16 protein-coding genes are annotated in these 24321 nt (G+C 66.9%); 8 read left to right on the plus strand and 8 right to left on the minus strand.

What is annotated here, in order from left to right; translation table 11 throughout:
• Window position 1 precedes the first annotated feature (1 nt).
• From GSQ76_RS20185 to GSQ76_RS20195, 3 genes are read right to left on the minus strand one after another with little or no spacing between them, the layout of a single operon-like run.
• Complete coding sequence (locus GSQ76_RS20185; RefSeq protein ID WP_254070522.1) at window positions 2-1543, minus strand: heparinase II/III family protein; 1542 nt, start codon at window positions 1541-1543, stop codon at window positions 2-4.
• Between the two features lie 44 nt (window positions 1544-1587).
• Window positions 1588-2247 carry a ribulose-phosphate 3-epimerase gene (gene rpe, locus GSQ76_RS20190; RefSeq protein ID WP_158745911.1) on the minus strand — a complete coding sequence of 220 codons (660 nt, stop codon included), beginning with the start codon at window positions 2245-2247 and terminating at the stop codon, window positions 1588-1590.
• A 46-nt stretch (window positions 2248-2293) separates the two neighbouring features.
• Entirely contained in the window at window positions 2294-3556 is a 1263-nt protein-coding gene (locus GSQ76_RS20195; protein ID WP_158745912.1) for an RsmB/NOP family class I SAM-dependent RNA methyltransferase, read from the minus strand.
• Between the two features lie 32 nt (window positions 3557-3588).
• Here GSQ76_RS20195 and GSQ76_RS20200 point away from each other — a divergent pair, with 32 nt between their 5' ends.
• A complete protein-coding gene (locus GSQ76_RS20200; RefSeq protein WP_158745913.1) occupies window positions 3589-5220 on the plus strand; it encodes a glycosyltransferase family 39 protein in 1632 nt (543 codons plus the stop codon).
• Here the strand turns inward: GSQ76_RS20200 and GSQ76_RS20205 are convergent.
• On the minus strand, window positions 5217-5690 hold the full coding sequence (locus GSQ76_RS20205) for a hypothetical protein (protein ID WP_158745914.1): 474 nt from the start codon (window positions 5688-5690) through the stop codon (window positions 5217-5219). The genes GSQ76_RS20200 and GSQ76_RS20205 overlap by 4 nt on opposite strands.
• A 206-nt stretch (window positions 5691-5896) precedes the next feature.
• On the opposite strand from GSQ76_RS20205, the gene GSQ76_RS20210 reads away from it, so the two are divergent.
• The 6 genes from GSQ76_RS20210 to GSQ76_RS20235 all read left to right on the plus strand — a co-directional run bounded on the left by GSQ76_RS20210 (window position 5897) and on the right by GSQ76_RS20235 (window position 19135).
• Window positions 5897-7111, plus strand: a complete 1215-nt coding sequence (locus GSQ76_RS20210; protein WP_158745915.1) for a glycosyl hydrolase family 8 — start codon at window positions 5897-5899, stop codon at window positions 7109-7111.
• A 970-nt stretch (window positions 7112-8081) separates the two neighbouring features.
• Window positions 8082-12752, plus strand: coding sequence for a UDP-forming cellulose synthase catalytic subunit (gene bcsA, locus GSQ76_RS20215; protein ID WP_158745916.1), 4671 nt, complete (start codon window positions 8082-8084; stop codon window positions 12750-12752).
• Between the two features lie 14 nt (window positions 12753-12766).
• Window positions 12767-16882 (plus strand): cellulose biosynthesis protein BcsC, encoded by a 4116-nt coding sequence (locus tag GSQ76_RS20220; RefSeq protein WP_158745917.1) that lies wholly within the window; start codon window positions 12767-12769, stop codon window positions 16880-16882.
• Between the two features lie 13 nt (window positions 16883-16895).
• Window positions 16896-17357 carry a cellulose biosynthesis protein BcsD gene (bcsD, locus tag GSQ76_RS20225; RefSeq protein ID WP_158745918.1) on the plus strand — a complete coding sequence of 154 codons (462 nt, stop codon included), beginning with the start codon at window positions 16896-16898 and terminating at the stop codon, window positions 17355-17357.
• A gap of 72 nt (window positions 17358-17429) precedes the next feature.
• Window positions 17430-18449 carry an alginate O-acetyltransferase AlgX-related protein gene (locus GSQ76_RS20230; protein ID WP_158745919.1) on the plus strand — a complete coding sequence of 340 codons (1020 nt, stop codon included), beginning with the start codon at window positions 17430-17432 and terminating at the stop codon, window positions 18447-18449.
• Entirely contained in the window at window positions 18446-19135 is a 690-nt protein-coding gene (locus tag GSQ76_RS20235; RefSeq protein ID WP_158745920.1) for an alginate O-acetyltransferase AlgF, read from the plus strand. Before GSQ76_RS20230 ends, GSQ76_RS20235 begins: the two co-directional genes overlap by 4 nt.
• A 1-nt stretch (window position 19136) precedes the next feature.
• On the opposite strand, the gene GSQ76_RS20240 is transcribed toward GSQ76_RS20235, so the two are convergent.
• The 4 genes from GSQ76_RS20240 to GSQ76_RS20255 form a co-directional block, all read right to left on the minus strand.
• The gene (locus GSQ76_RS20240) at window positions 19137-20018 is read right to left on the minus strand and encodes a 3-hydroxybutyryl-CoA dehydrogenase (protein WP_158745921.1); all 882 of its coding nucleotides are present in this window, start codon (window positions 20016-20018) and stop codon (window positions 19137-19139) included.
• Window positions 20018-20953: an electron transfer flavoprotein subunit alpha/FixB family protein gene (locus GSQ76_RS20245; protein WP_158745922.1), complete on the minus strand. Its 936-nt coding sequence runs from the start codon at window positions 20951-20953 to the stop codon at window positions 20018-20020. Before GSQ76_RS20245 ends, GSQ76_RS20240 begins: the two co-directional genes overlap by 1 nt.
• Window positions 20954-21703, minus strand: a complete 750-nt coding sequence (locus tag GSQ76_RS20250) for an electron transfer flavoprotein subunit beta/FixA family protein (RefSeq protein ID WP_158745923.1) — start codon at window positions 21701-21703, stop codon at window positions 20954-20956.
• A gap of 163 nt (window positions 21704-21866) precedes the next feature.
• Window positions 21867-22061 (minus strand): twin transmembrane helix small protein, encoded by a 195-nt coding sequence (locus GSQ76_RS20255; protein ID WP_158745924.1) that lies wholly within the window; start codon window positions 22059-22061, stop codon window positions 21867-21869.
• 91 nt (window positions 22062-22152) lie between these two features.
• Here GSQ76_RS20255 and GSQ76_RS20260 point away from each other — a divergent pair.
• Window positions 22153-24321 (plus strand): mechanosensitive ion channel domain-containing protein (locus tag GSQ76_RS20260; RefSeq protein ID WP_158745925.1); only part of this gene is annotated, 2169 nt, incomplete at its 3' end.

The following is a 24321-nucleotide window of genomic DNA, read 5'->3' on the forward strand; positions in this document are numbered from 1 at the left end:
CTCAGCCGACCTTGGAGATCGCCCACTTCACCTGCTGCGGCCCATCGGCATACCCGGTCAGCACCACCTGCTCGGACCGCTTCGGCTCCAACCCGCCGAGGTAGATGCTTTCTTCCAGGGTAATCCGCGCGCCTTCCGCCCGCAGCCGCCAGCCAGAACCCGATGGCAGGCGCAGCAGCACTGCCTCACCATCCTGTTGCAGGCTGGCACTGACGGCGGGGTGTAAATGGAAGCGCAACGTATAAGCCTGCGGCTCGGGCGCCTCGATGGCGTCCTCGCCGCGAATATCCTCGCCGCTTTCGGCCAGATACAGGCGGCGGCGGTGCAGTGCGCCGAATGGCTTGCGGTAGCCATCATGGCTCGCCTCTAGCCAATGCGCGCCGTTCGCCTCCTGCCGCTGCGCCTCGACCCGCTCCGGCTGCCGGCCGATGCCGGGGCCGCGTAACTCGCTGGAATTGGTGTCGCCGATCACGAGCGTTGAATGCGCGGCCGTGGCGCGGGTGGCATCCCGCCATTGCGAGCCAGCAGCCGGCGCCGCCCCGCAGTTCACGATCAGCCGTTCCCGCCCAATCGACAACTCCATCGACAGCGTGCCGGCATGGGAAAACCGGTCCACGCCCGGCGGCGGCGGCCGGCCGCAATCCACCAGCAGCACGGTGCGTCCGGCTTGCAGCCGCTGAAACCCGCCCTCGGTCAGGCTTACGGGGGAGCGCCCAATCCGGCCAGCCTGGGTCAGCACCAACTCGATCAGCGGGCCGGATTCCTCCCGGCTGCCGTTGAACAGCGCCAATCCACCATCGCCGTGCCGCATGGCGCGCAGGGCAGGGGCCATCCGCTCGATCGCGCCGGCCAACGCGGCAGGCGGCTGGGCCTGAGCGGCCTGCAGCAGGGCGCGGATTTCCACCAGATCCTGCAGCGCCACCAACTGCGCCACCGGGCTACGCTCTGCATGGCAACCGTCCGGCAGCACCTGGCGCGCGATTTCCTGCGGCAAGAACCGCAATGCGCGGGTGAGGAAGGCGGCCTGGTCCGGCAATGCCACGGCGGCAGCGATCAGCCCCTTCAGCGCCGTCAGCGCCCGGGCGTCCAACTCCTCCGCCGGCAGATCGGCCGCCAGGGCGCGCGCATCGGCCACCAAGCGCTGCATCATCCGCTGGCGAAAAATGTCGTCGGCGGAGGCGGCGAAGAAATCGTAATGCCCCAGCCAGGCCGCGAGCCGGGCGCCCGCCACATCCGGTCGGCGCGTAATCGGGTCGGCCGGGCTGCCGATCCAGTCGCCAACCAACGCACGGGCGCGGCCCCGCGCAGCATCGGTGCCCAGGGCGCGCAGATCCCGCAACCAGGTGAAGCCATGCGCGACCGAAAGCAGGATCGGCGACGTGCCACCATCGCCCCAGCCGCCAGGGCGCAGCGGCAGGACTGTGCCGTCCACGTCCAGCTCGCCCTTCAGCAGCCGCGCGCCGCGCGCTGCATCGCCAGGCCATAGATCGCGGACCGGCAGCATCGGGCCGTCCGGAATGCGGCCCATCCGCAGGCTTGGCATCTTCGCGAACGTCCGGCGTGCATCACGCCACCAGCGCGCGGCCATCAGACGGCCGGGCGCAGTGTAGCGATGGCCGGGCCATACTGCGGCGCGCCGAACACCGACGTGCCCGCCACCAACGTATCGCACCCGGCGGCCAGGATCCGGGGCGCCGTTTCCGCCGTCACCCCGCCATCAGCGTTGATACGGATTTTGCGCCCGCTCGCATCCGTCATCTGCCGCAGCACCCGGATCTTCGGCAGCGTCGACTCGATGAACGCCTGCCCGCCAAATCCCGGGTTCACCGTCATCACCAGAATGATGTCCACCAGGTCCAACACCTGCCCCACCGCCTCGGGCGGGGTCGCCGGGTTGATCGCGACGCCGGCCGACTTGCCCAACGAGCGGATCAGCTGCAGCGAGCGATGCAGGTGCGGCCCGGCCTCGGCATGGACCGAGATATGATCCGCCCCAGCCTCCGCAAAGGCCGCGATATACGGGTCCACTGGCGCGATCATCAGATGCACGTCGAAGGCCATCTTCACATGCGGCCGCAGCGCCTTCAGCACGGCCGGGCCGAAACTGAGGTTGGGGACGAAATGACCGTCCATGACATCCAGGTGCAGCCAGTCCGCACCTGCCTGTTCGACGGCGATGGCTTCCTCGCGCAGGCGGCCGAAATCGGCGGCCAGCAGGCTTGGGGCAATCAGGACACGGTTTGGCATTTTATTGGTTCTAGAGTGTCGGACGATTTGAGCACAAGCGACCGGCTCATATCTTTACGAACCGGGCGGCAAAGAATCCATCCATACCACCGTATTCTGGCCACAACCCTGGGTGCGTGCGCAGATATCCGGCTTTGGTCAATGCGGCGGGCAGGGTGCTTAATTCATCTGCCGTAAACCGTTCGTGCCGCAGCCCGGCGTTCATCGCCACGGGCACCGCACCCGGCCCTTCCTCCGGCTGCATCGAGCACACGGCGTAGATCAGCCGCCCCCCCGGCCGCAGCATGGCGGCGGCGGCGATGATCAGCGCCTGCTGTTGCGCCACGGCGGTGGTCACGTCCTGTTGCGACTTTAAATGCACGACATCCGGATGGCGCCGAATGGTGCCGGTCGCACTACACGGCGCGTCCAGCAGCACCGCATCCAGCAAGGCGGGCGGCCGCCAGGTGGTCGCATCGGCCTGCACGACGGTCGCCGGCAGCCGCAGCCGCGCCAGATTGTCATTCAGCCGGCCGATCCGTCGCCCATCCCGTTCGATCGCCGTCACGGTGGCGCCGGTCGCGGCAAGCTGCGCCGCTTTGCCACCGGGTGCGGCACACAGATCTGCCACCGACTCGCCCGGTTTGGCCGCCAATAACCGAGCGGGTAGGGCAGCCGCAGCGTCCTGTACCCAGAACCTGCCTTCCTCGTAGCCGGCCAGCTCCGTCACGCGCGTCCCCGCCGGGTAGCGGACCGACCCTGTCGGCAGAACGACGCCGCCTGGGGGTGGCTCCCCGATCACCGTCAAATCAAGTGGCGCTTCGGTGGTTTGGCCTGCGGCAATGAGCGCGGCGTCGTTGCCCCAACTGCTCCACAGCCAATGCGGCGTGTCCAAACGCGGGCCCTCCAGCGCGGCCAGCGCCTCCGCCCCCGACTCGGCGACCCGGCGCAGCACCGCATTCACCAGCCCGGTGAACGGGGTTAGCCCTCGGCTGCGCGCCAGGGCCACCGCTGTGGCAACCGCGGCGTGGGCCGGGGTATCCAGCAGCAGCAACTGCGCCGCCCCCATGCGTAGGATCTGCCGCACCGGGTCCGGCGGGTCGCGGCGCAGATGCGGCTTGATCACTTGGTCCAGCGACCCCGTGCGCCGCAGCACCGCCGCCGCCAGCCGGTGCGCCGCCGCCCGGTCGCGCAATTCCCCCGGGGGCAGCGTGTCCAGCGCGTCCTCCAGCGAGCGGTGTCGCACCAGCACGGCGGATAGTAGGTCGAACGCGCCCTCGCGCGTCGGGTCGGGGCGTGCGGCCCGTGGTGGGGGGGTGCGGGGGGTCATTGGGCGCGCTTCATGGCGCGGATCGGGGGCACATGCTAGAGCGCCGCGCCATGGACCTGCTCGACACCAGGCGGCCGCGTGTGCTGCTGATTGCGTTTTGCCTACTCGTTTGGTTGCCGGGGCTGTTCACCCTGCCGCCGACAGACCGGGACGAGAGCCGGTTCGCCCAGGCCAGCAAACAGATGATCGAGACCGGCGACTACGTCCGCATCATGAACGGGGACGAGCCGCGCAATCGCAAACCGATCGGCATCTATTGGCTACAGGTGCCGTTCGCAGCGGCCGCGCGCAGCCTACACCTGGCCACCGAGAACCCAGTCTGGCCCTATCGCCTGCCCTCGATGGCGGGCGGTCTGCTGGCGGTGCTGGCGACCTACGAAATCGGCCGCGCCATGGGCGACCGCCGGGCTGCATTGCTGGCGGCTGGGATGTTGGCCGCCAGCGTCATCGTTGTGGTCGAAACCCATATGGCGAAGACCGATGCCGCGCTGCTCGGCGCCACCACGGTCGCCATGGCGATACTGGCCCGCGCCTATGCGGGGCTGCCGATTGGCCGCGGCGGGGCTGCGCTGTTCTGGATCGCGATGGGCGCCGGCATCCTGCTGAAGGGTCCGCTCACCCCGATGGTCGCCGGGCTCGCCGCGCTCAGCCTCGCCATCGCCGACCGTCGTGCAGGGTGGCTGAGGGCGCTGCGGCCCAAAAGCGGCGTCGTGTTGATGTTGCTGGTGGTGCTGCCGTGGTTCATCGCGATCGGCGTGGCGACGCACGGTGCCTTCTTCAGTGACGCAGTGGGCGGCGATCTGGGTCGCAAACTGGCCAGCGGCGATGACGCGCATGGCGGTCCCCCCGGCCTGCATCTGCTGCTGCTGCCCCTCCTGGCCTTTCCCGGCACGCTGCTCGTGCTGCGGGCACTCCCCACTCTCTGGCGCCAACGACGAGAGGCACCGACGCGCTTCCTGGTGGCCTGGATCATCCCGTCCTGGATCGTTTTCGAGGCTGTTCCCACCAAGCTGCCGCACTATACGCTGCCGCTCTACCCGGCGATCTTCCTGCTGGCCGGCCAGGCATGGGTCGCGGCGCAGCCTGGCGGGCTATGGTCCAGGCGGATCGCGCCCGGCATCACCCTGTTGGCGGCCGCGGTGCTTGGCCTGGGGGCTGCGGCGTTGCCAATCGTGATCCATGCGTCCTGGATGCTGGGTCTCCCGGCTCTGCTGGCCGCTTGCCTTGCGGGCTGGCTGGCGATCCAGCCCACACGCCCAACCATCGCCCTGGCGGCGATGCTGTTGGTCACCGCCTCCCTCCTTGGCTGGGAATTGCCGCACGCGGCTCCCCTGTGGCTCGCCCCGCGGATCGAACAGGCGCTGACCCAGGCCGGGCTGTCCAACCAACCGCTCGCCGCAGTCGGCTTCCACGAACCGAGCCTGATGCTGCTGGCTGGCACTGGCACGGTCATGGCCGCGACCGGCGCCGACGGAGCGCAAGCGCTGGCGGATGGCAAGGCGGCCTCCGCCGCCATATCGGACCGGGACGAGGCATCGTTCAACGCCGAGGCTACCAAGCTCGGCCTGTCACTGCGCACGCTGGGCGCACTGCCGGGCTTCAACTACTCTCGCGGGCGAAACACACTGATGACGCTGTACGCCCTGGTGAAGCCCGCCTCCTAATCGTCCGACTGGGATCGCGCCTGCGGCCTGCGGGCGTTGCGGCCAGTGAAGGAGAGTTCTTCCAGGTTGCACAGGTTTTGCCGCCGTATCACCTCTTCCCGGTGGTCGTGGTAGACGACGCGCACATCGAACTGGCAGCCCGTCTCCTGTGTCGGCCCGGCGATGACACGGTTATGCGCCGGGATCGCCAGCGTGCCGAGCAGGTCATCCCCCCAAGAATCATCCTTGGTGGGGGAGATATTCAGATTGTCGATCGTCTGGTCGCTGTCGTTGATCAACGTGAAGCGTGCGTTGTGCCCATCTCCATGGCCACGGTCTCTTCGCCCCTCGGGCGCCGAGTTCCCCATCTGCGGCGGTTGATCGAAGTTCTTCTGCGCCAGTGCCTGGCCCATCGGTAGGCCCAGCGGCAGGCAAGCCGCCAGCCACCCCGCCATGGCGATCCGTAAGGTAAGGCGGTGTCGGCCGGTCATCGCTGTCTCCTGCTTCGGTCGCCGGCGGCAATTTCTGCCCGGCAAAAAAAACCGCGCAAGGCAGATTTCGCCGGGTGAGGAAAGTTCACGTTAATCTCTTCCTGTGAGACTTGGCACCATAGAGCGCACCAAAACGAAGCGCACGATCCATTGTCTCGCAGATGAGCGGCCGCCGCTCAATGTCCAGGCCACGCAGGAGACCGCGTGTGCAAGCTTCAGATGTCGCTTCCTACTCCAATGGCGGTCTCAGCCGCCGCCGCCTCCTGCCTGGCATGGCCCTGATGACCGCTGGCATCGGCGCCGGGATGGTGCAGTTCGCGCCGGAGTGGAACGATATCGCGCCGAACCGGCCGCAGCGCGAGTCGAGCTATACCAACGCGATGGATGCCAGCCCCGCCAGCACCGCACCGACCTTCAAGGCCCCGCCATCCCCGGCGCCGCGCGCCCACTCGGCCGAGATGCGCCAGGATTGGGCAGCCTTTCGCCACCAATACATCACCCCCGAGGGCCGCGTCATCGACACCGGAAACGGCAACGCCTCCCACAGCGAGGGGCAGGGCTGGGGCTTGATCGGCGCCCAGGCCGCCGACGATCACGAGACGTTCGAGCGCCTGCTGGAGTGGACGACCCATAATCTGCGCCGCCGTCCGAACGACAACCTGCATGCCTGGCGCTACAGGCCGACTGACGCCAACCCCGTGTCCGACTTGAACAACGCCACCGATGGCGACTTGTACATCGCCGCTGGCCTGGCCCGCGCCGCCGTGCGCTGGCAGCGTCCGGACTACGCGGCGCAGGCGGCACGGATCGCCAAGGACATATTGGGCCTGGTCCGCACCGTCGGCACGCGCACCGTGCTGCTGCCCGGCGCCGTCGGGTTCGAAAAGCCGGACTGCCTGATCATCAACCCGTCCTACTACGCATTCGGCCTGTTCCCGGACCTCGCCGCGCTGGCGCCGTCTCCGAAATGGGAGATGCTGCGGCGGGAAGGAGCGGCGCTGATCCTGCAGGCGCGCTACGGCAAGTGGATGCTGCCGCCGGATTGGGTGCGCGTGGACCGGGCCGATGGCTCGCTGGGGATCGCGCCGGGTTGGCCGCCGCGCTTCTCCTGGGACGCGATCCGCGTGCCGATGCATCTTGCCTGGGGCGGCATCGCGGCCGAACCGCTCTTCACCTCGTTCCACAAATACTGGACGGCGCAGCGTGCCGTGCAGCCCGCCTGGGTCGACCTGCGGACCGAGGAAGTGGCCCCGTATTCCGCCCCCGCCGGGATCCGTGCCGTGGCCACGCTGGCAAGCCACACGATGGGTCTGGACAGGACGAGCGCGCTGCCTTCTGTTATGGCAGCCAATGATTATTACGGCGCTGGGCTGGTTCTGTTGTCGCGAATTGCGGCGGAGGAGGCTGGTCGCGCAGCATAGACGGGGGACGATATGAGTGAAGAGTCAAACGACGTAACCAAGGCGCTTGCCGCGTTCGGGGCTCCGTCGATCCGCTACCATAGCTTCGGCCAGTCGCAGACCCGGCCGTCTCTGACCCTGCCGCGACGTCCTCTTGTAACGCCCGTTGTTTCACCGCCCGTTGTTTCACCGGCCGTGGTGGCCGATACCGAGATCACGCAGCAGAGCGAACCGACCGCCGCGCCTGAGCCGGCGCCGCAGGGCTACATGCCACCTGCGCCCCTCATGGTGACCCCGGTTGCTCCGGCGTTCGTCGCGCCAGCGCCTGCTCCCCTACCATCTGCTCCGCTGACGGCTACTCCCCTGGCCCCAGTGACCGGCCGACCGATCCAGGCGCCCCCGATGATGCGTCCTGCGCCGCTCTTTCCGCCGGCTGCCACCGTGGCGCCCCCACCCCGTCCGCTCGCCGAATGGGCCGCCCCCGCATCGGTCGCTCCGATTCCGGCCATGCCACAACCCGTGGTTGTGCCCTCGATCCCGGTGACGCCGCCCGACACGGAGACATTCGATTCGGCACCTGTTGCACCGCAGCCGCGCATGGCCGTGCCGCCGGCGCCGGTTCTCCACCCTCCAGGGGTGCACCCGCTTGCCGCCGCCGCAGCGAACGGCGCGCCGGCTATGACGGCGCGGAAAACTTTATTCCCCAACTATCACAGCAGTTTAGTTGACGTGTTCGAGTTTCTCGCCGCGTCCTAACCAGCGCTAGCAATGGCTGCACTAGCCTGGTTCCTTCCATCTGCGTCAGGACGTCAGTTGTCCTGACATGCCATATCCAGCACACGGCTGTGTTGCGCTTGGGCAACAGCCGGTGCGGGTATGATGGAACGTTCGTGCACCACTCTGCCGCATTCCCTGTGCGCGTGGTAAAAACTGTCGCACAAAGACGTTACTCTGCTGGTCATCCCCGTTTCGTAGGTGGGAAATTGTTGCAATGAGTGAGACGGTTCGAGTTCGACGGGCGCGGTGGCAAGGTGTTCCGCACAGCAGTCTGGTTAGCCGTCTCATCGACATCGTGTGCGGTGTTATCGGTGCCATCCTGCTGCTGGCCGTCGCAACCGTGCAGTTGGACCCGCGTCAGCAGGCGATCCTGGCAGTGACCTCGGCGATCGTGTTCTTGATCGCCAACCGCTTCAAAGGCCGTTACGTCTCCGTCTTCCTCGTCATCCTGAGCCTTGCGGTTTCGATGCGCTATATCTTCTGGCGCGTCACCGAAACGCTCGACTTCGGCAGCCTTATCGAACTCCTGCTCGGCATGGTTCTGGCGCTAGCCGAATGCTACGCGATCATCGTCCTCGTGCTCGGCTACATCCAGACGCTGTGGCCGTTGGAGCGCAGGCCGATTCCAATGCCGGACGACATCGCGCTATGGCCGACCGTCGACGTGTACGTCCCCACCTATAACGAACCGATGTCGATCGTGCGCGCCACCGTGCTGGGCTGCATGGCGATCGACTGGCCGCCGGAGAAGATGCGCGTCTATCTGCTGGACGATGGGCGCCGCGAAGAATTCCGCGAGTTCGCGGCCGAGTGCGGCATTGGCTACATCACCCGCACCAACAACAATCACGCCAAGGCCGGCAACCTCAACAACGCGCTGTTGCAGACCGATGGCGAGTTCGTTGCCGTGTTCGATAGCGACCACATCCCGACCCGCGCCTTCCTGCAGATGACGATGGGCTGGATGATTGCGGAGCCGCGCAACGCGCTGGTGCAGACGCCGCACCATTTCTACTCGCCGGACCCGTTCCAGCGGAACCTCGCCGCCGGCACCCGCGTGCCGTCCGAGGGCAACATGTTCTACGGCCTGGTGCAGGACGCCAACGACTACTGGAACTCGACTTTCTTCTGCGGTTCGTGCGCGGTGCTTCGCCGGGCGGCCCTGGAAGAGATCGGCGGGTTCGCGGTGGAGACGGTGACCGAAGACGCGCACACGATGCTGAAGATGCATCGCCGCGGCTGGGACAGCGCCTATCTGCGCCTGCCGCTGGCGGCAGGCCTCGCAACCGAGCGCCTGATCCTGCACATCGGCCAGCGCATCCGCTGGGCCCGCGGCATGATCCAGATCTTCCGCCTGGACAACCCGATGTTCGGGCCGGGGCTGACCCTGGGGCAGCGCGTTTGCTACCTGCAGGCGATGGGCCACTTCTTCTTTGCCCTGCCGCGCGTGATCTTCCTCACCGCGCCGCTCGCCTTCCTGCTGTTTGGGTTAAACATCATCGCCGCGTCGCCGCTGGCCATCGTGTCCTACGCGCTGCCGCACATTTTCCACTCGGTCGCGACGAACTCCCGCCTGCAGCGCAACAACCGCCACTCGTTCTGGTCCGAAATTTACGAGACGGTGCTGGCGCTCTTCCTGGTGCGGGTGACGATGGTGACGCTGTTCGCCCCGCGCCGCGGCAAGTTCAACGTGACCAACAAGGGCGGTTTGCTCGAAAACGGCTATTTCGATCTGGGCGCTGTCTATCCGAACCTGATCCTCGCCTTCTTCTTGGTGGCGGGCGTGATCCGCGGCTTGGTCGGGATGATCTTCTTCCATACCGAACAGCTGACCTTCCAAGCGCTGCTGCTGAACACGATCTGGGGCGGCTTCTCCCTGCTGACCGTGATGGCCGCGCTGGCCGTTGGGCGCGAGACACGCCAGATGCGTACCCGCGCCCGCGTCCGCGCGACGGTGCCCGTGTCGATCATTCTGCCCGATGGCCGTGCCGTGAACGGCATCACGCAGGACCTTTCACAGGGCGGCAGCTCCGTCGTGTCCGAGCGTCCGCTGGGCGTCACGGATGGCGCCATGGTGCAGCTGGAGTTCGTCCTAGGTGGTGAGCCGGTCGTGATCCCGGCGCGTCTGCTGCGGTGGGAGCAGCGCTTCCTGCAAGTAAGCTTCCAACCGGCCAGCGTCGCCGACGAGGCAGCTATTGTTCAAGTTGTTTTTGGCCGGGCCGATGCCTGGACCGATTGGAGCGCCTATCCGGTGGATCGTCCCCTCGCCAGCCTATACCGAGTTCTCGTCAGCATTCGCGGCCTGTTCCGTGCACCGGACCGTGCGCCGCGCCGCCCGACCGGGAGCGGTCCGCAAGCCCCCGGTCGCCGTCAGCTGGTTGGCACCGCCGCCGCCATCGCGCTGATGCTGGTACCGGCCGCCGCCCACTCGCAGGGCACGGTCGGGCAGGGCGCCCAGCCCGGCGGTTTCGTCATCCGGCCGCTGCCGGGTGCCGCACCCGCGATCCAAGCGCCGCGCGCCCCAGGTCTGCTTGGCACGCCGGTTGGCACGACGCCCGGCGGCACGACCCCCGGCGGCACGACCAATGTTGGTAGCGCGCCCGGCGCTGTGGTTGCGCCCCCGCCGGCCGCCACCGTCGACCAGTCGCCGCCACCGCCATTGCCCGGGGGTGCGCCATCTAGCCTGGTGATGCCCGCGAGCACCGCGCCCGCCAGCTTCACCCCGACGCCTGGTGCAACCGCCGGGCAGTCGCGTCAATTGGTGCTGACGCTGCATCAACTGGGCGCCCTTGGCCCATTGACCCTGCGCGGCACCAGCGAGTTGCAGGGCGTCCAATTCGGCATCCGCGCCGACGAGGTCGTTACCGCCGCCACGTTAAACCTGTCCGGCGCGATGTCCCCGGCGCTGATCCCCGAATTCAGCAACGTCACCGTGACGATGAACGAACAATATGTCGGCACCATCCCGGTCAACCGCGACCAGCCCCGGTTCGAGAATTTCGAGCTGCCGGTCAGCCCTGTGTTCTTCCAGGACAACAACCGCCTGAACTTCCGCTTCACCGGCCGCTACACGCCAGAGTGTAACGATCCGCTGAGCGGCCTGCTGTGGTCCACGATCTCCGACACGTCGACGCTGACGTTGACGCTGGAGCGTCTGCCGCCGCAGCGCGATCTGTCTCGCCTGCCGCTGCCATTCTTCGATCCGCACGAAAAGACCATGTTGTCGCTGCCGTTCGTGCTGCCGGCGAACCCGTCCAACGAGTCGCTGCAGGCCGCGGGTATCGTGTCCTCCTGGTTCGGCCAGCTTGCCGACTTCCGCGGCGCTACCTTCCCGGTCGTGACCGATGCGCCGAGCGAGGGTAACGCCATCGTCGTCGTGACCGGCACCGATCGCCCGGCCAACATCACCCTGCCGCCGCTGAATGGTCCGACCCTGGCCGTGGTACCAAACCCGAACGACCCGGCGTCTTCGCTGCTGGTGATCGCCGGGCGCACCGGGCCGGAGGCAATGGCCGCCGCAACGTCGTTGACTCTGGGCAGCCGCACGCTGTCGGGCGATGCATCGACTGTGGTGGTGCCGGATGTGGCCAAGCGCGTGCCGTACGACGCGCCGGCCTGGATCCCGTCCGACCGCGCCGTGAAGTTCGGCGAACTGGTGGATGCGTCCGAACTGCAGGGCACCGGCTACGTGCCCGGCACGATGCGCGTGCCATTCCGCACCGCACCGGACCTGTATACGTGGCACAATCGCACCTTCCCGATGGAGCTGCGCTACCGCGCCCCTCCTGGGCCGATCGAGGACCTGGCCGTCTCGCGCCTGGACGTTGGGATCAACGATCTCTATCTGTCCAGCCTGCCTCTCGCGTCCGAGCCGTCGCGCACTGCCTCCTGGTTCTCCCGCCTGTTCAACTTCGGCGTAACGCAGCCCACGTCCCGGGTTGATGTGCCGCCGTACCAGGTGTTCGGCCAGAACGATCTGCAGTTCTTCTTCGACACCCGTCCGCTGCATCGCGGCGATTGTGTGGCCATCCCGCAGGATGTCCGCATGGCAGTCGACCCAGACAGCACGTTCGACATCAGCCGCGCCTATCGCTTCGCCCAGCTGCCGAACCTGGCGTACTTCGTCAGCTCCGGCTTCCCCTTCACCCGGATGGCGGACCTGTCCGACACCGCGGTGGTCCTGCCGGCCCAGCCGAACCCGGTTGAGGTTGGCGCCTATCTGGACATGATGGGCCGCATCGGTTCGCTGACGGGTTACCCGGTGCTGCACCACGTGGTGGTCAAGCCCGACGCCCTCAACAGCGTCTCCGACCGCAACATCCTGCTGATGGGCACGATCAATCGCCTTGGCCCAGCAGCGGACTTGCTGCGGAACTCGCCCTACCGGGTGAACGGCAACCGCCTAACGGTCGAGGTCGCCAACGGCCTGGACAGCGTCCGCCGCCTGTTCGGCGACCCAGGGCGTGAGGATCGGACGCGTGCGACCACGGTGCTGAATGCCAGTGTCGGCAATGACACCGCGGCGCTGGTTGGCGCGCAGAGCCCGATGAATAGCGGCCGGTCGGTCGTGGCGGTTCTGGGCGGCGCACCGGCGGCAGTCGAAAGCATCGTGACCACGCTGCGCGATCCGGATCAGTCGCCGATGATCCAGGGTGACCTGTCCCTGCTCTCGGGCGGCCGGTTCACCTCGTATCGGGTGGCCGCCGAATACACCACCGGCACGCTGCCGTTCTGGCTGTATCCGTCCTGGCTGCTGCGCGACTCTCCGCTTGGGATCATCGGCGTGATGATCATCGGGTGTCTGCTCGTCGCCATCTTCTACTTCTTTGCACTGCGCCGTCGGGCGGCGCTGCGTACCCGCACCATCCCGACCCGGCGTCTCTGAGGAAACCGTCTGCCATGAGACTGTATTCCCCGGCTTTCCGCGCGATCCTCCTTGCGTCCGCGACGGTCATTCCGTTGGCGGCCAAGGCCCAGGCGCCCGCCTCCCCTGCAACGCAGGCGAGTACGGCAGATGCCATCCGGGTTCTGCTCGACCAGGCGAATTACTGGCGCAGCAAGGACCAGCCTCAGCGTGCAGACGAGGCGTTGGGGCGCGTCCTGTCCCTGGATCCGAACAACCCGGACGCGCTGGCCGCCCAGGCGCAATTCGCGGCCGAGCGTGGTAACCAGCAGGTTGCTCAAGCCGCGCTGGCCAAGCTGCGCGCCGTACGGCCGGATGATCCGCGGATCGACAGCATCCAGCAGGTGATGCGCGCCGGGCCGATGGACAGCGGCGCCTTGTCACAGGCCCGCCAGTTGGCGCAGGCCGGCAAGCCAGCCGACGCCGTGGCCGCCTATCGCCGCGCGTTCAAGGGCGATACGCCGCCGCCGAGCCTGGCTGCCGAGTATTACCAGACGCTCGCCTCGGTTGAGGGCAACTGGGATACCGCCCGCGAGGGGCTGGCCGCCCAGGTGCGTACGAACCCGCAGGATCTGCGCACGCAACTCGCCTTCGCCCAGGCGCTGACCTATCACGAGGGCACCCGCGCCGATGGTGTGGACCGTCTGGCGGCGCTGTCGCAACTGCCATCCATCCGGCAGCAGGTTCAGGGCTCGTGGCGGCAGGCGCTGCTGTGGTCCAGCGACGATGATCGCACCCAGGCGCAGCTCGACGCGTATCTGAAGCAGTATCCGTCGGACGCCGATCTCGACGCCAAAAAGAGCGAACTGACCAAGACCATTCCAGATGTCGGGATGCGCTCGCGGCTGGCCGGCTATCAGGCGATGGAAGGCAAGCACACCGCTGAGGCGGAGAAGGACTTCCAGGCCGCACTGGCGTTCAATCCGAACGATGTCGATTCGCTAACGATGATGGCGCTGATCCGCAGGCAGCAAGGTCGCGTGGCTGAGGGTAACCGTCTGATCGACAAGGCGATCTCGCTGGCGCCGGATCGCAAGGACGAACTGCTGACAGCGGTTGGCGGCAATGCAGCCGCGACCGGTGGCGGCGGCGATAACGGCGAATCCGCCCGTGCGATCCGACGCGATTACGCCGAGGTCGGCTCGCTGACCAAGCGTGGCGAATACGCTGCGGCAGAGGCGAAGCTGCGCCGCTTGATGGGCAGCAAGCCGAATTACGGCAACTACCTGCAACTGGGCGACATCCAGGCCCGCGCCGGCAAGCTGTCCGAGGCGGAAGCGTCCTATCGTGCCGCGCTCCGCGGTGCCCCGCGCAACGTTGCCGCCATGACCGGCCTGGCCGGCGTGCTGGAGCGTGAAGGCAAATCGGATGAGGCAAGCAAGCTGCTAGCCCGCGCCGGTGTGCCCGCTGGTGGCGCCGGTGGCGGCACTGGCTCGCGCGCCACGGTCCTGGTGCAGCAGGCGCGCTCCACCAACGACCCGGCGCAGCGCATCCAGCTCTACCGCTCCGCCATCGCCGACGACCCCGCGAACCCCTGGACCCGGCTGGAACTGGCGCGCGCCCTGCTGTCGCAGAACAATGCCGCCGACGCCCGGCAGGTGATGGCCCCGGTCACATCCTCGGCCAAGCCGACCACCGACCAGCTTCGTGCCGGCATCTATTACGCCGACAACGCCCAAGATTGGGGATTGGTCAACTCGCTGGTGGGCAAGCTGCCGCCCGCCGCCCGCACGCCGGACATGCGCACCATCGCCGTCCGTGCCGACGTCGCCAACGATGTGCGCGACGCCAAAGCGCAAGGCGGGGTCGACGGGATGGAGCGCCGGATGCTGGCGCTGGCCAGCAAGCCAGACCCGACCGGCAACCGCGGCGTCGCCTTCGCGCAGGAGCTGATCAAGGCCGGCGACAAGCGTGCGGCGCGTGAAGTGATCCGCACCGCGTTGAACGCCAGCCGCCCGCCCGCCCCGGCGCAGCGCATCGCCTATGGCGGCATGCTGATCGCCGCCGGGTATCCGAAAGATGCACAGACCGTCACCACCGGGCTTCGGCAGGATGGTCTGAGCCCGGTCGATCGGACCAACCTGGCGGGCGTTCGCGACAACGCGGCCGTGTTCTCCTCCGACCAGCTCGCCGGCCGCGGCGCCACCGCCGACGCCTATGACGAACTGGCGCCCCGCCTGGCCCGCGACCCGGAAAACCCGGACCTGAACATGGCGTTGGCCCGGCTATACGAAGCGCATCGCCAACCGGCCAAGGCCGTCGCGATCACCGACGAGCTGCTGAAGCGTAACCCGAGCAGCCTGGACGTCCGCGTCGCGGCGATCGGCGCCTGGCTTGCGAACGGCGATACAGGCCGCGCCGCCGAACTCTCCGCCAAGACGAAGGAGGAGTTCTCCGACTCGCCGCAGGCTTGGATGGCGGCGGCGCAAGTCGCCCGTATGCAGGGACATAGCGGAGAGGCGCTGTCCGCGCTTCGCACCGCGAAGGATTTGCGCGCCAAGCAGATCCAGACCACCAACAGCTCCGACGCATCCGACGTGATGCCGGAAAACTGGCTGCCGCATCGTCAATATGCGGCAAACCTGGTGGACAACGTCGCCAACGACGCGTCACCCGCGCCCCAGCTGGTCATCGCCGATGCCGAGCCGGTGACGCGTGAGTACGAACGGTACGCGCAATACCTGCCGCCAACCCCGCTCGACGAAACGCAGACGGTGAAGGTTCAGCACCCGGCAACCCTGGACGATGCGTCTCCGTTCGGCCGCACCGTGCGGCAGCCGACGACCACGCTGCCGCCGCCCGCCACCCCGATCACGGCCGCGCAGGACACGCCTTCGGACCTGGGTGCGACCAGCTTCAGCAACCCGTTCCGCTCGTCCTCCGCCCCGACCCCGAACGAGCCGGCGTCGCCGTCCTCCGATGGCATTCTCAGCCTGCGGGGCAACGCCACGCCCCGCCAGCCGGTCGATCCGCTGACGGCCGACATCGACAAGAACATCGAGCAGGTATCCGAAGACGTCGCCCCCCGTGCGGAGGGTTCGCTGGTCTTCCGTGGCCGGTCCGGTAACGATGGCACCGGTCAACTCTTCTCGCTGGAGGCACCGTTGGAGGCGAGCTTCTCGCCGAACGGGTATGGCCGGTTGAAGGTGCAGGTCACGCCGACCGCTTTGTTCTCCGGCAAGATCTCCGCCGGCAACGAAGCGATATTCGGCAGCAACCCGCTGGCGCCGAACCAGACGTTCCGTAAAAGCAAGGACCAGACGGCGGTCGGCACTGGTCTGGACGTCGGCTACGCCTACGACTTCGTGTCGGCCGATATCGGCTCCTCCCCGCTCGGTTTCCGCGAAGAGCGGCTGATCGGCGGTGTGCAGTTCACGCCGCGGATCACCAACGACATCAGCCTGCGCATCACCGGTGAGCGCCGGTCTGTCACCGACAGCTTGCTGTCCTACGCCGGCCAGCGAGACCCGCTCACTGGCAAGAACTGGGGCGGCGTGACGCGCAACCGCGGTTACGTGCAGGTGGAGGGCAATGCCGGCACGGTGAACTGGTATGCCGGTGCCGGTGGCGGCGTGCTGGTGGGTGAGGACGTGAAGTCCAACACCGAGGTCGAGGCCGGGGCAGGGTTCAGCCTACCGGTTTGGACCACGCCGACGCAGGAAGTCCGGGTTGGCACGAACCTGGTGTATTTCGGCTTCGACAAGAACCTCGGCAACTTCACGCTGGGCAATGGCGGCTACTTCAGCCCGCAGCAATTCTTCGCGGCCCTGTTCCCGGTCGACTACAAGGAACAGGTCACCCCGGATCTGAGCTACGGCGTTGGCGGATCGGTCGGCGTGCAGACCTTCCGTGCCAAGAGCCAGTTGGTGTTCCCCAACGACCCGCAGCGCCAGTCCGCGCTAGAGCAGTTGGCCAGCACCAACAGCGCCGTCGCCACCCGCTTCGGCGGGTTCAAGGACACCGGCGTGGCCGGCGGTGCCCATGCGAACGTCGACTACCGGTTGACCGACAACCTGCACATCGGTGCGAGGGCCGGGTTCGACCGGTCGGGCAACTTCACCGAGGGCACCGGCCTGGTTTATGCTCGCTACGTTTTCAACGACCCGTTGTAAGAAGGCGGCCAGAATGGACGAGTCCGAGGCCCCGCTGGGAACGCAGCAACCGGTGGTGCAATGGCGGTTGTTCCTCCGCGCCCTGGCGGAGGAAGTTGATACGCTGGCCGGCACCGGCGACCGCGACGATATGCTGCGCGGCGTCGGTCGCCGCATGTCGCGCATGATGCCGCTGCCCGCCGTTAATTCGCTGGCGTCGTTGCAGATGGAAATGAATGACGCGCTGCAGATGGTCGGCTGGGGTGAGGTGGAGCTGCACCTGTCCGAGCCGGATCGCGTGTTGCGGATCGTGCATAACAATTTCCCCCGCATCGGCTCGCTCGGCACACCGGCTGGTCAGTGGCTCAGCGCCCTGCTGGAGGGGCTGTATGACGGGTGGTTCGCCCAGCAGCCGGGGAACAAGCCGTCGCTCTCGACCCGCCGGATGGACGAAAGCGAAGCCGCTACCGTCGTGATGAGCTACGCTCGCCGTTAGCAAGTCTTGACGTTCGCAACCGGTTAGTAGACGTGCTCTATCGTAGGGCGTAAACTTCGACGGACCGGATGAATGACCGCTGACGCACCAATTGTCACGTTTAGTGGGCCTTCCCGCCTCGGCCGCCGTGCAGTCCTGGCAGGTGCTGCCGCCGGGGCGCTTCCCCTAGGGCAGGCCGCGCGGGCGGCGATGGTCAATATGTGCGTCATCGGTTCGGATGGCTGGCTATTCCCGGCCTTCGATGAGGTTCGCCGCAGCAACCTGAACCTGGTGCGAAGCACGGCCCAGATGGTGAACGAGGGCGTGGCCGCGCTGAAGGCCGCCAAGGTCGAAGTGGTGATCTCCTACACCCCGGCGAAATCCCGCATCTATCGCGAATTCCTGCCGGCGGACTTCAAATGGTCCCCCGATGCGGAGAAGCGTTACGACACGGCGTTGGCGGAATTGCGCAAGCCCGGCACGCTGGTGCCCGACCAGGCGACGATCCTGGAGGCTGCCCGCAAGAAAACGACGGACCTGCTGTTCTTCAAGGCCGATACGCATTGGACGGCGCCGGGTGCGGAGCTATCCGCCATCCTGGTAGGCGACGCCATCAAGGAAAAGCTGCATCTGCCACCCTCCGCCAAGCCCGGCATGAAGCTTGCGGCGCCGACTCCGGTCACGCAGGAGCGTAACGACCTCGCGGCGTTGTTGCCCGTCGCCGACCAGGCGAAATATCCGTATCAAACCTACATGGTCCGCAAGCCGGTGGAGGCCGCGGGCGGCGGCGGGCTGCTGGATGACGACACGGCCGACGTCGTCGTCATCGGCAACAGCTTCATGCAGCCGATCTACGCCTTCGCCAACGTCGTATCGGAGCGACTGAGCCGCCCGGTGGCGCTGCTATGGAAGGTCCATCAGTTTAGCCCGTGGTACAACATGCTGAACTTCGTCCACAGCGACGGGTTCAAAAAGGCACCGCCTAAGCTCATCATCTGGAACTTCGCCGAGGTGGATATGGAGACCCCGGCGAGCAACCCAGGCGCCTGGGGCCAGACGGCGATGTCGCCCACCGCCTTCATCACGGACCTGAAAAAGGCGCTCGGGGTTTGAGGCCAAGCCTGCAGCGCGCTCTGCCCGCGCTGTCGCCGCTGTTCGTTCTAGTCGCTGGCCCGGCCTTGGGGCAGGAGGCACTGTACGGCGCCCAGCCCCCGCCCGGTTCGGCTTTCGTCCGGTTCGTCAACACCACGGGCGCCCCGGTGGAAGTGCGCCCGGCCTTCCTGGCCAGCAGCAGCCTGGGCGTTGCCGGGCCCAGCCGCGTCAGCGCCTACGCGGTGGTGGAGAAGGTCGCTGGCCGCACCCTGCCGCTGGAGGTGCGGGAATCCGGACAGTCGGCGACGGCCGCGCTGGCGGTGGCGCCCGACAGCTTCAACACCGTGCTGGTGGAGGAGTCGGCCGGCAAATTATCGACCGTGTTGGTCAAGGATGGGGCGGAGTTCAACCAGGCCCGCGCCCGTCTGTCCTTCTACAACGCCACGCCTGGCTGCGCCGCGGCCGCCCTCGCGCTGGCGCCAGCCGGCACCGCCGTGTTCGCCGATGTTGCGGCAGGCGCGGTGAAGACCCGCAGCGTCAACCCGGTGAAGGCGATGGTTCGCGCGACCTGCACCGGGTCGGCCGCCGAAGACGTGATGCTGGACAATATGGAAGCCGGTGGCAGCTACAGCGTGTGGCTGATGGCGCCGGGCGGGAAGGCCACCACCTTCATCACCCGGGACACTACCCTGCCGTATAAGCCGTAGGCTACCGCGTCGGCGTGGGCGGCGTGGTGCCGTAGTCGTAGAAACCACGTCCCGCCTTACGCCCGACCCACCCGGCCTCGACATACTTCACCAGCAGCGGGCAGGGGCGGTATTTACTGTCCGACAGCCCCTCGTATAGCACCTGCATGATGGACAGGCAGGTATCCAACCCGATGAAATCGCCCAGTTCCAGCGGCCCCATTGGGTGATTGGCGCCCAGCTTCATCGCCGCATCGATGCTGGTGATGGTGCCAACGCCCTCATACAGCGCGTAGACCGCCTCGTTGATCATCGGCACCAGGATCCGGTTGACGATGAAGGCAGGGAAATCCTCCGCCGCGGCCGTCACCTTGTTCAGCCGGGTCGCCAGCGCCTCGATGGTCTGGAACGTCGCCTCGTCCGTGGCGATGCCGCGAATCACCTCCACCAGCTTCATCACCGGCACCGGGTTCATGAAATGCATGCCGATGAATTTGCCGGGGCGATCCGTCGCCGCCCCCAGCCGGGTAATCGAGATGGACGAGGTATTGGTCGCGACGATGCAGTCGGCGTTCAGATGCGGAACCAGCGTGCGCAGGATCGCCTTTTTGACGTCTTCCTTCTCGGTCGCCGCTTCGATCACCAGGTCGCACTCGCCGAATTTGGCGTAATCGGTGCTGGTGGTGATGCGGCCCAGCGCCTCCAACTTGGCCTCGGCCGTGATGGTGCCCTTCCCGACCTGGCGATCCATGTTCTTCGCCATGACGCCCAGCGCCTTGTCCAGCGCGTCCTGTTTGGCGTCCAGCAGGATGACGGGCAGGCCGGCAAGCGCGCAGATATGGCCGATGCCATTGCCCATCTGCCCCGCGCCAATGATCCCGACGCGGGTAACAGCGGCGACCATCAGGCCTTCTCCAACTCCGCCTTCAATTCGGGTAGGGCAGTGAACAGGTCTTGCACCAGGCCGTAATCGGCGACCTGGAAGATCGGCGCGTCCTCATCCTTGTTGATGGCGACGATGACCTTGCTGTCCTTCATGCCGGCCAGATGCTGGATCGCGCCGGAGATACCGATGGCGACATACAGGTCCGGCGCCACGATCTTGCCGGTCTGTCCCACCTGGTAGTCGTTCGGCACGAACCCGGCGTCCACGGCCGCGCGCGATGCACCCACGGCGGCGCCCAGCTTGTCGGCAATCGGGTCGATCAGCTTGAAATTGTCGCCATTCTGCATGCCACGCCCGCCGGACACGACGATACGCGCCGCCGTCAGTTCCGGCCGCTCGGACTTCGACAACTCGGCGGACACGAATTTGGACATCGTGCTTGCAGCCGTCGCTGCCACGTCCTCGATCACGGCGGAGCCGCCAGTCGCTTCCACCGGGTCGAACGAGGCAGCACGCACCGTGATGACCTTCTTCGCGTCCGATGACTTCACCGTCGCCATCGCATTGCCCGCGTAGATCGGCCGGATAAAAGTGTCGGCGTCGATCACCTCGGCAATGTCGCTGATCGGCTGCACGTCCAGCAGGGCGGCCACACGCGGCATCACGTTCTTGCCGGTCGCAGTCGATGCAGCCAGCAGGTGGTCGTGATGCCCGGCCATGGACACCAACAGATCGGCCAGCGGCTCGGCGAGCGAGTGGTCGTACACCGGGCTATCCGCCTTGTGCACCTTGGTCACCCCAGCCAATTGCGACGCGGCCGTCGCAGCGGCATCGATGCCGTGCCCGGCGACCAGCACATGCACCTCACCCAACTTCAGGGCGGCGGCCACGGCGCTACGCGAAGGCTGCTTGATCTCCGACCCTTCGAAGTCCAGCAGAACGAGAGAGGTCATCTAAATCACCTTCGCTTCGGTGCGGAGTTTGGAAACCAACTCGGCGACGGAGCCGACCTTCTTGCCAGCCTGGCGCTTCGGCGGCTCGGCCACGCTCACCAAAGTCAGCCGCGGCGTCGGGTCCACGCCCAGATCCTCCGGCTTCATCGTCTCGATCGGCTTCTTGCGCGCCTTCATGATGTTCGGCAGCGACGCATAGCGCGGCTCGTTCAGCCGCAGATCGGAGGTGACGATCGCTGGCAGTGTCAGCGCCAGTGTCTCCAACCCGCCATCGATCTCCCGCGTAACGGAAATGCCGTCGCCCGAGATCTCGATTTTTGAGGCGAAAGTGCCCTGCGGCCAGCCCAGCAGGGCGGCCAGCATCTGCCCGGTGGCGTTCATGTCGTCATCGATGGCCTGCTTGCCCAGGATCACCAATTGCGGCTGTTCCTTGTCGACCAGCGCCTTCATCAGCTTGGCGACAGCCAGCGGCTGCAATTCCACCGCCGATTCGACGAGAATGCCGCGATCAGCACCCATCGCCAAGGCGGTGCGGATGGTTTCGGCGCAGGCGGCCACACCCATGGACACCGCGATCACCTCGGTCGCGACGCCCTTCTCCTTGAGGCGCACGGCTTCTTCGATGGAGATCTCATCGAACGGGTTCATCGACATTTTCACGCCCGAGGTCTCGACCCCCGTCCCGTCCGCTTTGACGCGAACCTTGACGTTGTAGTCGACCACTCGCTTCACTGGGACGAGGATTTTCATAGACGCGCCATCGTTTCCTGGATCGGGGGGATGCTGGTGTGACGCGAGGCCAGGCGGTTGGGCAGGGCCCAGGCCGGGTCACCAGCGATTGATGCGGGAGACCTTAGAAGGCGCCAATGCGCAGTGTCAAACCGTTGGCTGCTCACAAATTGGGCGGCTGCCCTCATGATTTCAGCAGGTGAAGCAGCAGCATGAACAGCAGCAGCGTGCCGGCCTGCAACAACACGCGCCACCGCATCAGCCGGTTGGACCGCGCCGGGTCGCCGCCGCCGCGCGCCAGGCCCAATAGCCCGGCGAACAGCACGCCCAGCGTGGCAAGCATCAGGCCGATGACGAGCACGGTCAGAACGATCTTCATGGATTATGACATAGGGCCGCTCGCTCGTTTGTGCACCCCGTTCGGTGTCACGCGGTTGACATGGGCGTCCCTTGTATGGGGGAAGGCGACCATGCGTTTCCTCATCGCGGTCCTGTTGCTGCTTTGCGTCTCCAGCCACGTCGGCGCGCAGAGCGCTCCACCGGCCGCTGCGCCCCCGGCCACCACGCTCACCCCAGCCCAGGCGCAGGCCGTGTTGAACGTACTGCAGGACGACAAGGCGCGGGCCCAGTTCACCGCGGTACTGCAGGATATGGTGCGCGCCAATCCTGCCGCCGCACCAGCCAAGCCCTCCGTGGTGCCGCTGGCCGCCGATAGTGTGGGGGCGCAATTGCTGGTCGCCGGATCACACTGGGCCAGCGAATTGGCGGCCCAGTTCTCGGCCACGTCCCAGGCCATCGGCGACGTGCCGCTGCTGTGGCGCTGGGTGGAGGGCACTGCCACCGATGCCGCCGCCCGCGCCCGGGTGCTGGAAACCGGCTGGCGCCTGGTCGTGATTGCGTTGGTGGCCTGGTTGGTGGAGTGGGGGGCCCGTGCCGTGCTGCGCCGTCCCCGGCGCCTGTTGGCCGCCCGCGCCCCTGCCGACGAGCCGGTCGCCACCGACCTGCCGGACGGCCAGCAGGCCGCCCAGGCCAGTAAGCACCCCGGCTTCAGCGTCGCCTGGCGCATGCTGCGGCGGCTGCCCTTCGTGCTGATCGCCTTGATCCTGGACCTTATTCCCGTCGTGGTGTTCGCCGCCGTTGGCCACGCCATGCTCACCACGCCGCTCGGCGTCACCACCAACACGCGGCTGGTCGTGCTGGCGATCGTGGATGCCTACGTGGTCTGCCGGGTGATCATGTGCATCACCCGTAGCTTCGTCTCCCCAACCGATCACCGGCTACGCCTGATTCAATGTGACGACCAGGCGGCTGAGTTCATCGAGAACTGGGTGCGCTGGATCAGCGTCGTGGCGGTGTTCGGCTTTGCGACGGCGCAGGTCGGGTCACTGTTCGGGCTGTATCGCTCGGCCTACGACGTGCTCATCAAGCTGGTGGCGCTGGTGGTGCACGTCATGCTGGTCATCGTGGTGGTGCAGTCCCGCCACGGCGTGGCGCACCGCTTGCGGGCCCGCAAGAACAAGAAGGGCCTGCTGGCCAGCTTGCAGAACCACTTCGCCGCGAATTGGCACTTGATCGCGATCTTCTACATCGTCGCCCTGTGGCTGGTCGCCGCGGCCGAGATCCGGGACGGGTACGAACGGCTGCTGCACTTCTTCATCGTCACCGTCGCCGTCAGCATCGTCGCCCGTCTACTCGCCATCGTCCTGCTCGGCGGGTTGGACCGCAGCCTGCGCATCGGGTCCGACACGTCCAGCCGCTTCCCCGGGTTGGAGCAGCGCTTGATCTACTACTACCCGGCGCTGCGCGTGCTGGTGATCGTCGTCGTCGCCGCCACCACCTTCGTCGCATTGCTGGAGGTATGGGGTTTCGCCCCCCTTGGCTGGTTCGCGGCCGGCGCCCTGGGGGAACGGCTGCTTTCCGCGCTCGGCACCTCCGGAATCGCCGTCCTGGTCGCCGTGATGGTGTGGGAGGCCGCGAATGCCGGCGTTGAAAACAAGGTCGCCAGCCTGACCCGGGCGGCGCAGACCGCCCGCGCGGCCCGTCTGCGCACCCTGCTGCCGATGCTGCGCACGGGGTTGTTCGTGGCGATCCTCATCGTGACCGGGCTCATCGTTCTGAGCCAGATTGGTCTGAACATCGCGCCCTTGCTGGCCGGTGCTGGCGTGCTGGGCGTCGCCATCGGCTTCGGCTCCCAGAAACTGGTGCAGGATCTCATCACCGGGTTGTTCCTGTTGCTGGAAAACACCATGCAGGTTGGCGACGTGGTGACACTGGGCGGGTTGAGCGGCACGGTCGAATACCTCTCGATCCGCACCATCCGGCTGCGTGCCATCGACGGATCGGTGCACATCATCCCGTTCTCCTCCGTCACCACCGTCACCAACCAGACGCGGGATTTCGCCTACGCCGTGTTCGACCTGCCGATCGGGTTGAACGAGGAGCCGGATGCCATCAGCGACCTGCTGCGCACCGCGGCGAAAGCCATGCGGGCGGAGCCGCGGTGGGAGGACGTCATCACCTCCGACCTGGACGTGATGGGGGTCTACGCCTTCACCGACACGGCCTGGACACTGCGGGTCCGATTGCGCACCACCGCGTCCCAGCGCTGGGCGGTGAACCGGGAGTTCAATCGCCGGGTG

The sequence above is a fragment of the Acidisphaera sp. L21 genome, assembly GCF_009765685.1.
In the GTDB taxonomy this organism is placed as follows: Bacteria; Pseudomonadota; Alphaproteobacteria; order Acetobacterales; family Acetobacteraceae; genus LMUY01.

What these genes read in the sequence shown, in the direction of transcription:
- GSQ76_RS20185 (WP_254070522.1), bottom strand. Translation starts at nt 1,543, where the DNA reads ATGCCAAGCCTGCGGATGGGCCGCATTCCGGACGGCCCGATGCTGCCG.
- GSQ76_RS20200 (WP_158745913.1), top strand. Translation starts at nt 3,589, where the DNA reads ATGCTAGAGCGCCGCGCCATGGACCTGCTCGACACCAGGCGGCCGCGT.
- bcsD (WP_158745918.1), top strand. Translation starts at nt 16,896, where the DNA reads ATGGACGAGTCCGAGGCCCCGCTGGGAACGCAGCAACCGGTGGTGCAA.
- GSQ76_RS20250 (WP_158745923.1), bottom strand. Translation starts at nt 21,703, where the DNA reads ATGAAAATCCTCGTCCCAGTGAAGCGAGTGGTCGACTACAACGTCAAG.
- rpe (WP_158745911.1), bottom strand. Translation starts at nt 2,247, where the DNA reads ATGCCAAACCGTGTCCTGATTGCCCCAAGCCTGCTGGCCGCCGATTTC.
- GSQ76_RS20220 (WP_158745917.1), top strand. Translation starts at nt 12,767, where the DNA reads ATGAGACTGTATTCCCCGGCTTTCCGCGCGATCCTCCTTGCGTCCGCG.
- bcsA (WP_158745916.1), top strand. Translation starts at nt 8,082, where the DNA reads ATGAGTGAGACGGTTCGAGTTCGACGGGCGCGGTGGCAAGGTGTTCCG.
- GSQ76_RS20205 (WP_158745914.1), bottom strand. Translation starts at nt 5,690, where the DNA reads ATGACCGGCCGACACCGCCTTACCTTACGGATCGCCATGGCGGGGTGG.
- GSQ76_RS20255 (WP_158745924.1), bottom strand. Translation starts at nt 22,061, where the DNA reads ATGAAGATCGTTCTGACCGTGCTCGTCATCGGCCTGATGCTTGCCACG.
- GSQ76_RS20245 (WP_158745922.1), bottom strand. Translation starts at nt 20,953, where the DNA reads ATGACCTCTCTCGTTCTGCTGGACTTCGAAGGGTCGGAGATCAAGCAG.
- GSQ76_RS20195 (WP_158745912.1), bottom strand. Translation starts at nt 3,556, where the DNA reads ATGACCCCCCGCACCCCCCCACCACGGGCCGCACGCCCCGACCCGACG.
- GSQ76_RS20230 (WP_158745919.1), top strand. Translation starts at nt 17,430, where the DNA reads ATGACCGCTGACGCACCAATTGTCACGTTTAGTGGGCCTTCCCGCCTC.
- GSQ76_RS20240 (WP_158745921.1), bottom strand. Translation starts at nt 20,018, where the DNA reads ATGGTCGCCGCTGTTACCCGCGTCGGGATCATTGGCGCGGGGCAGATG.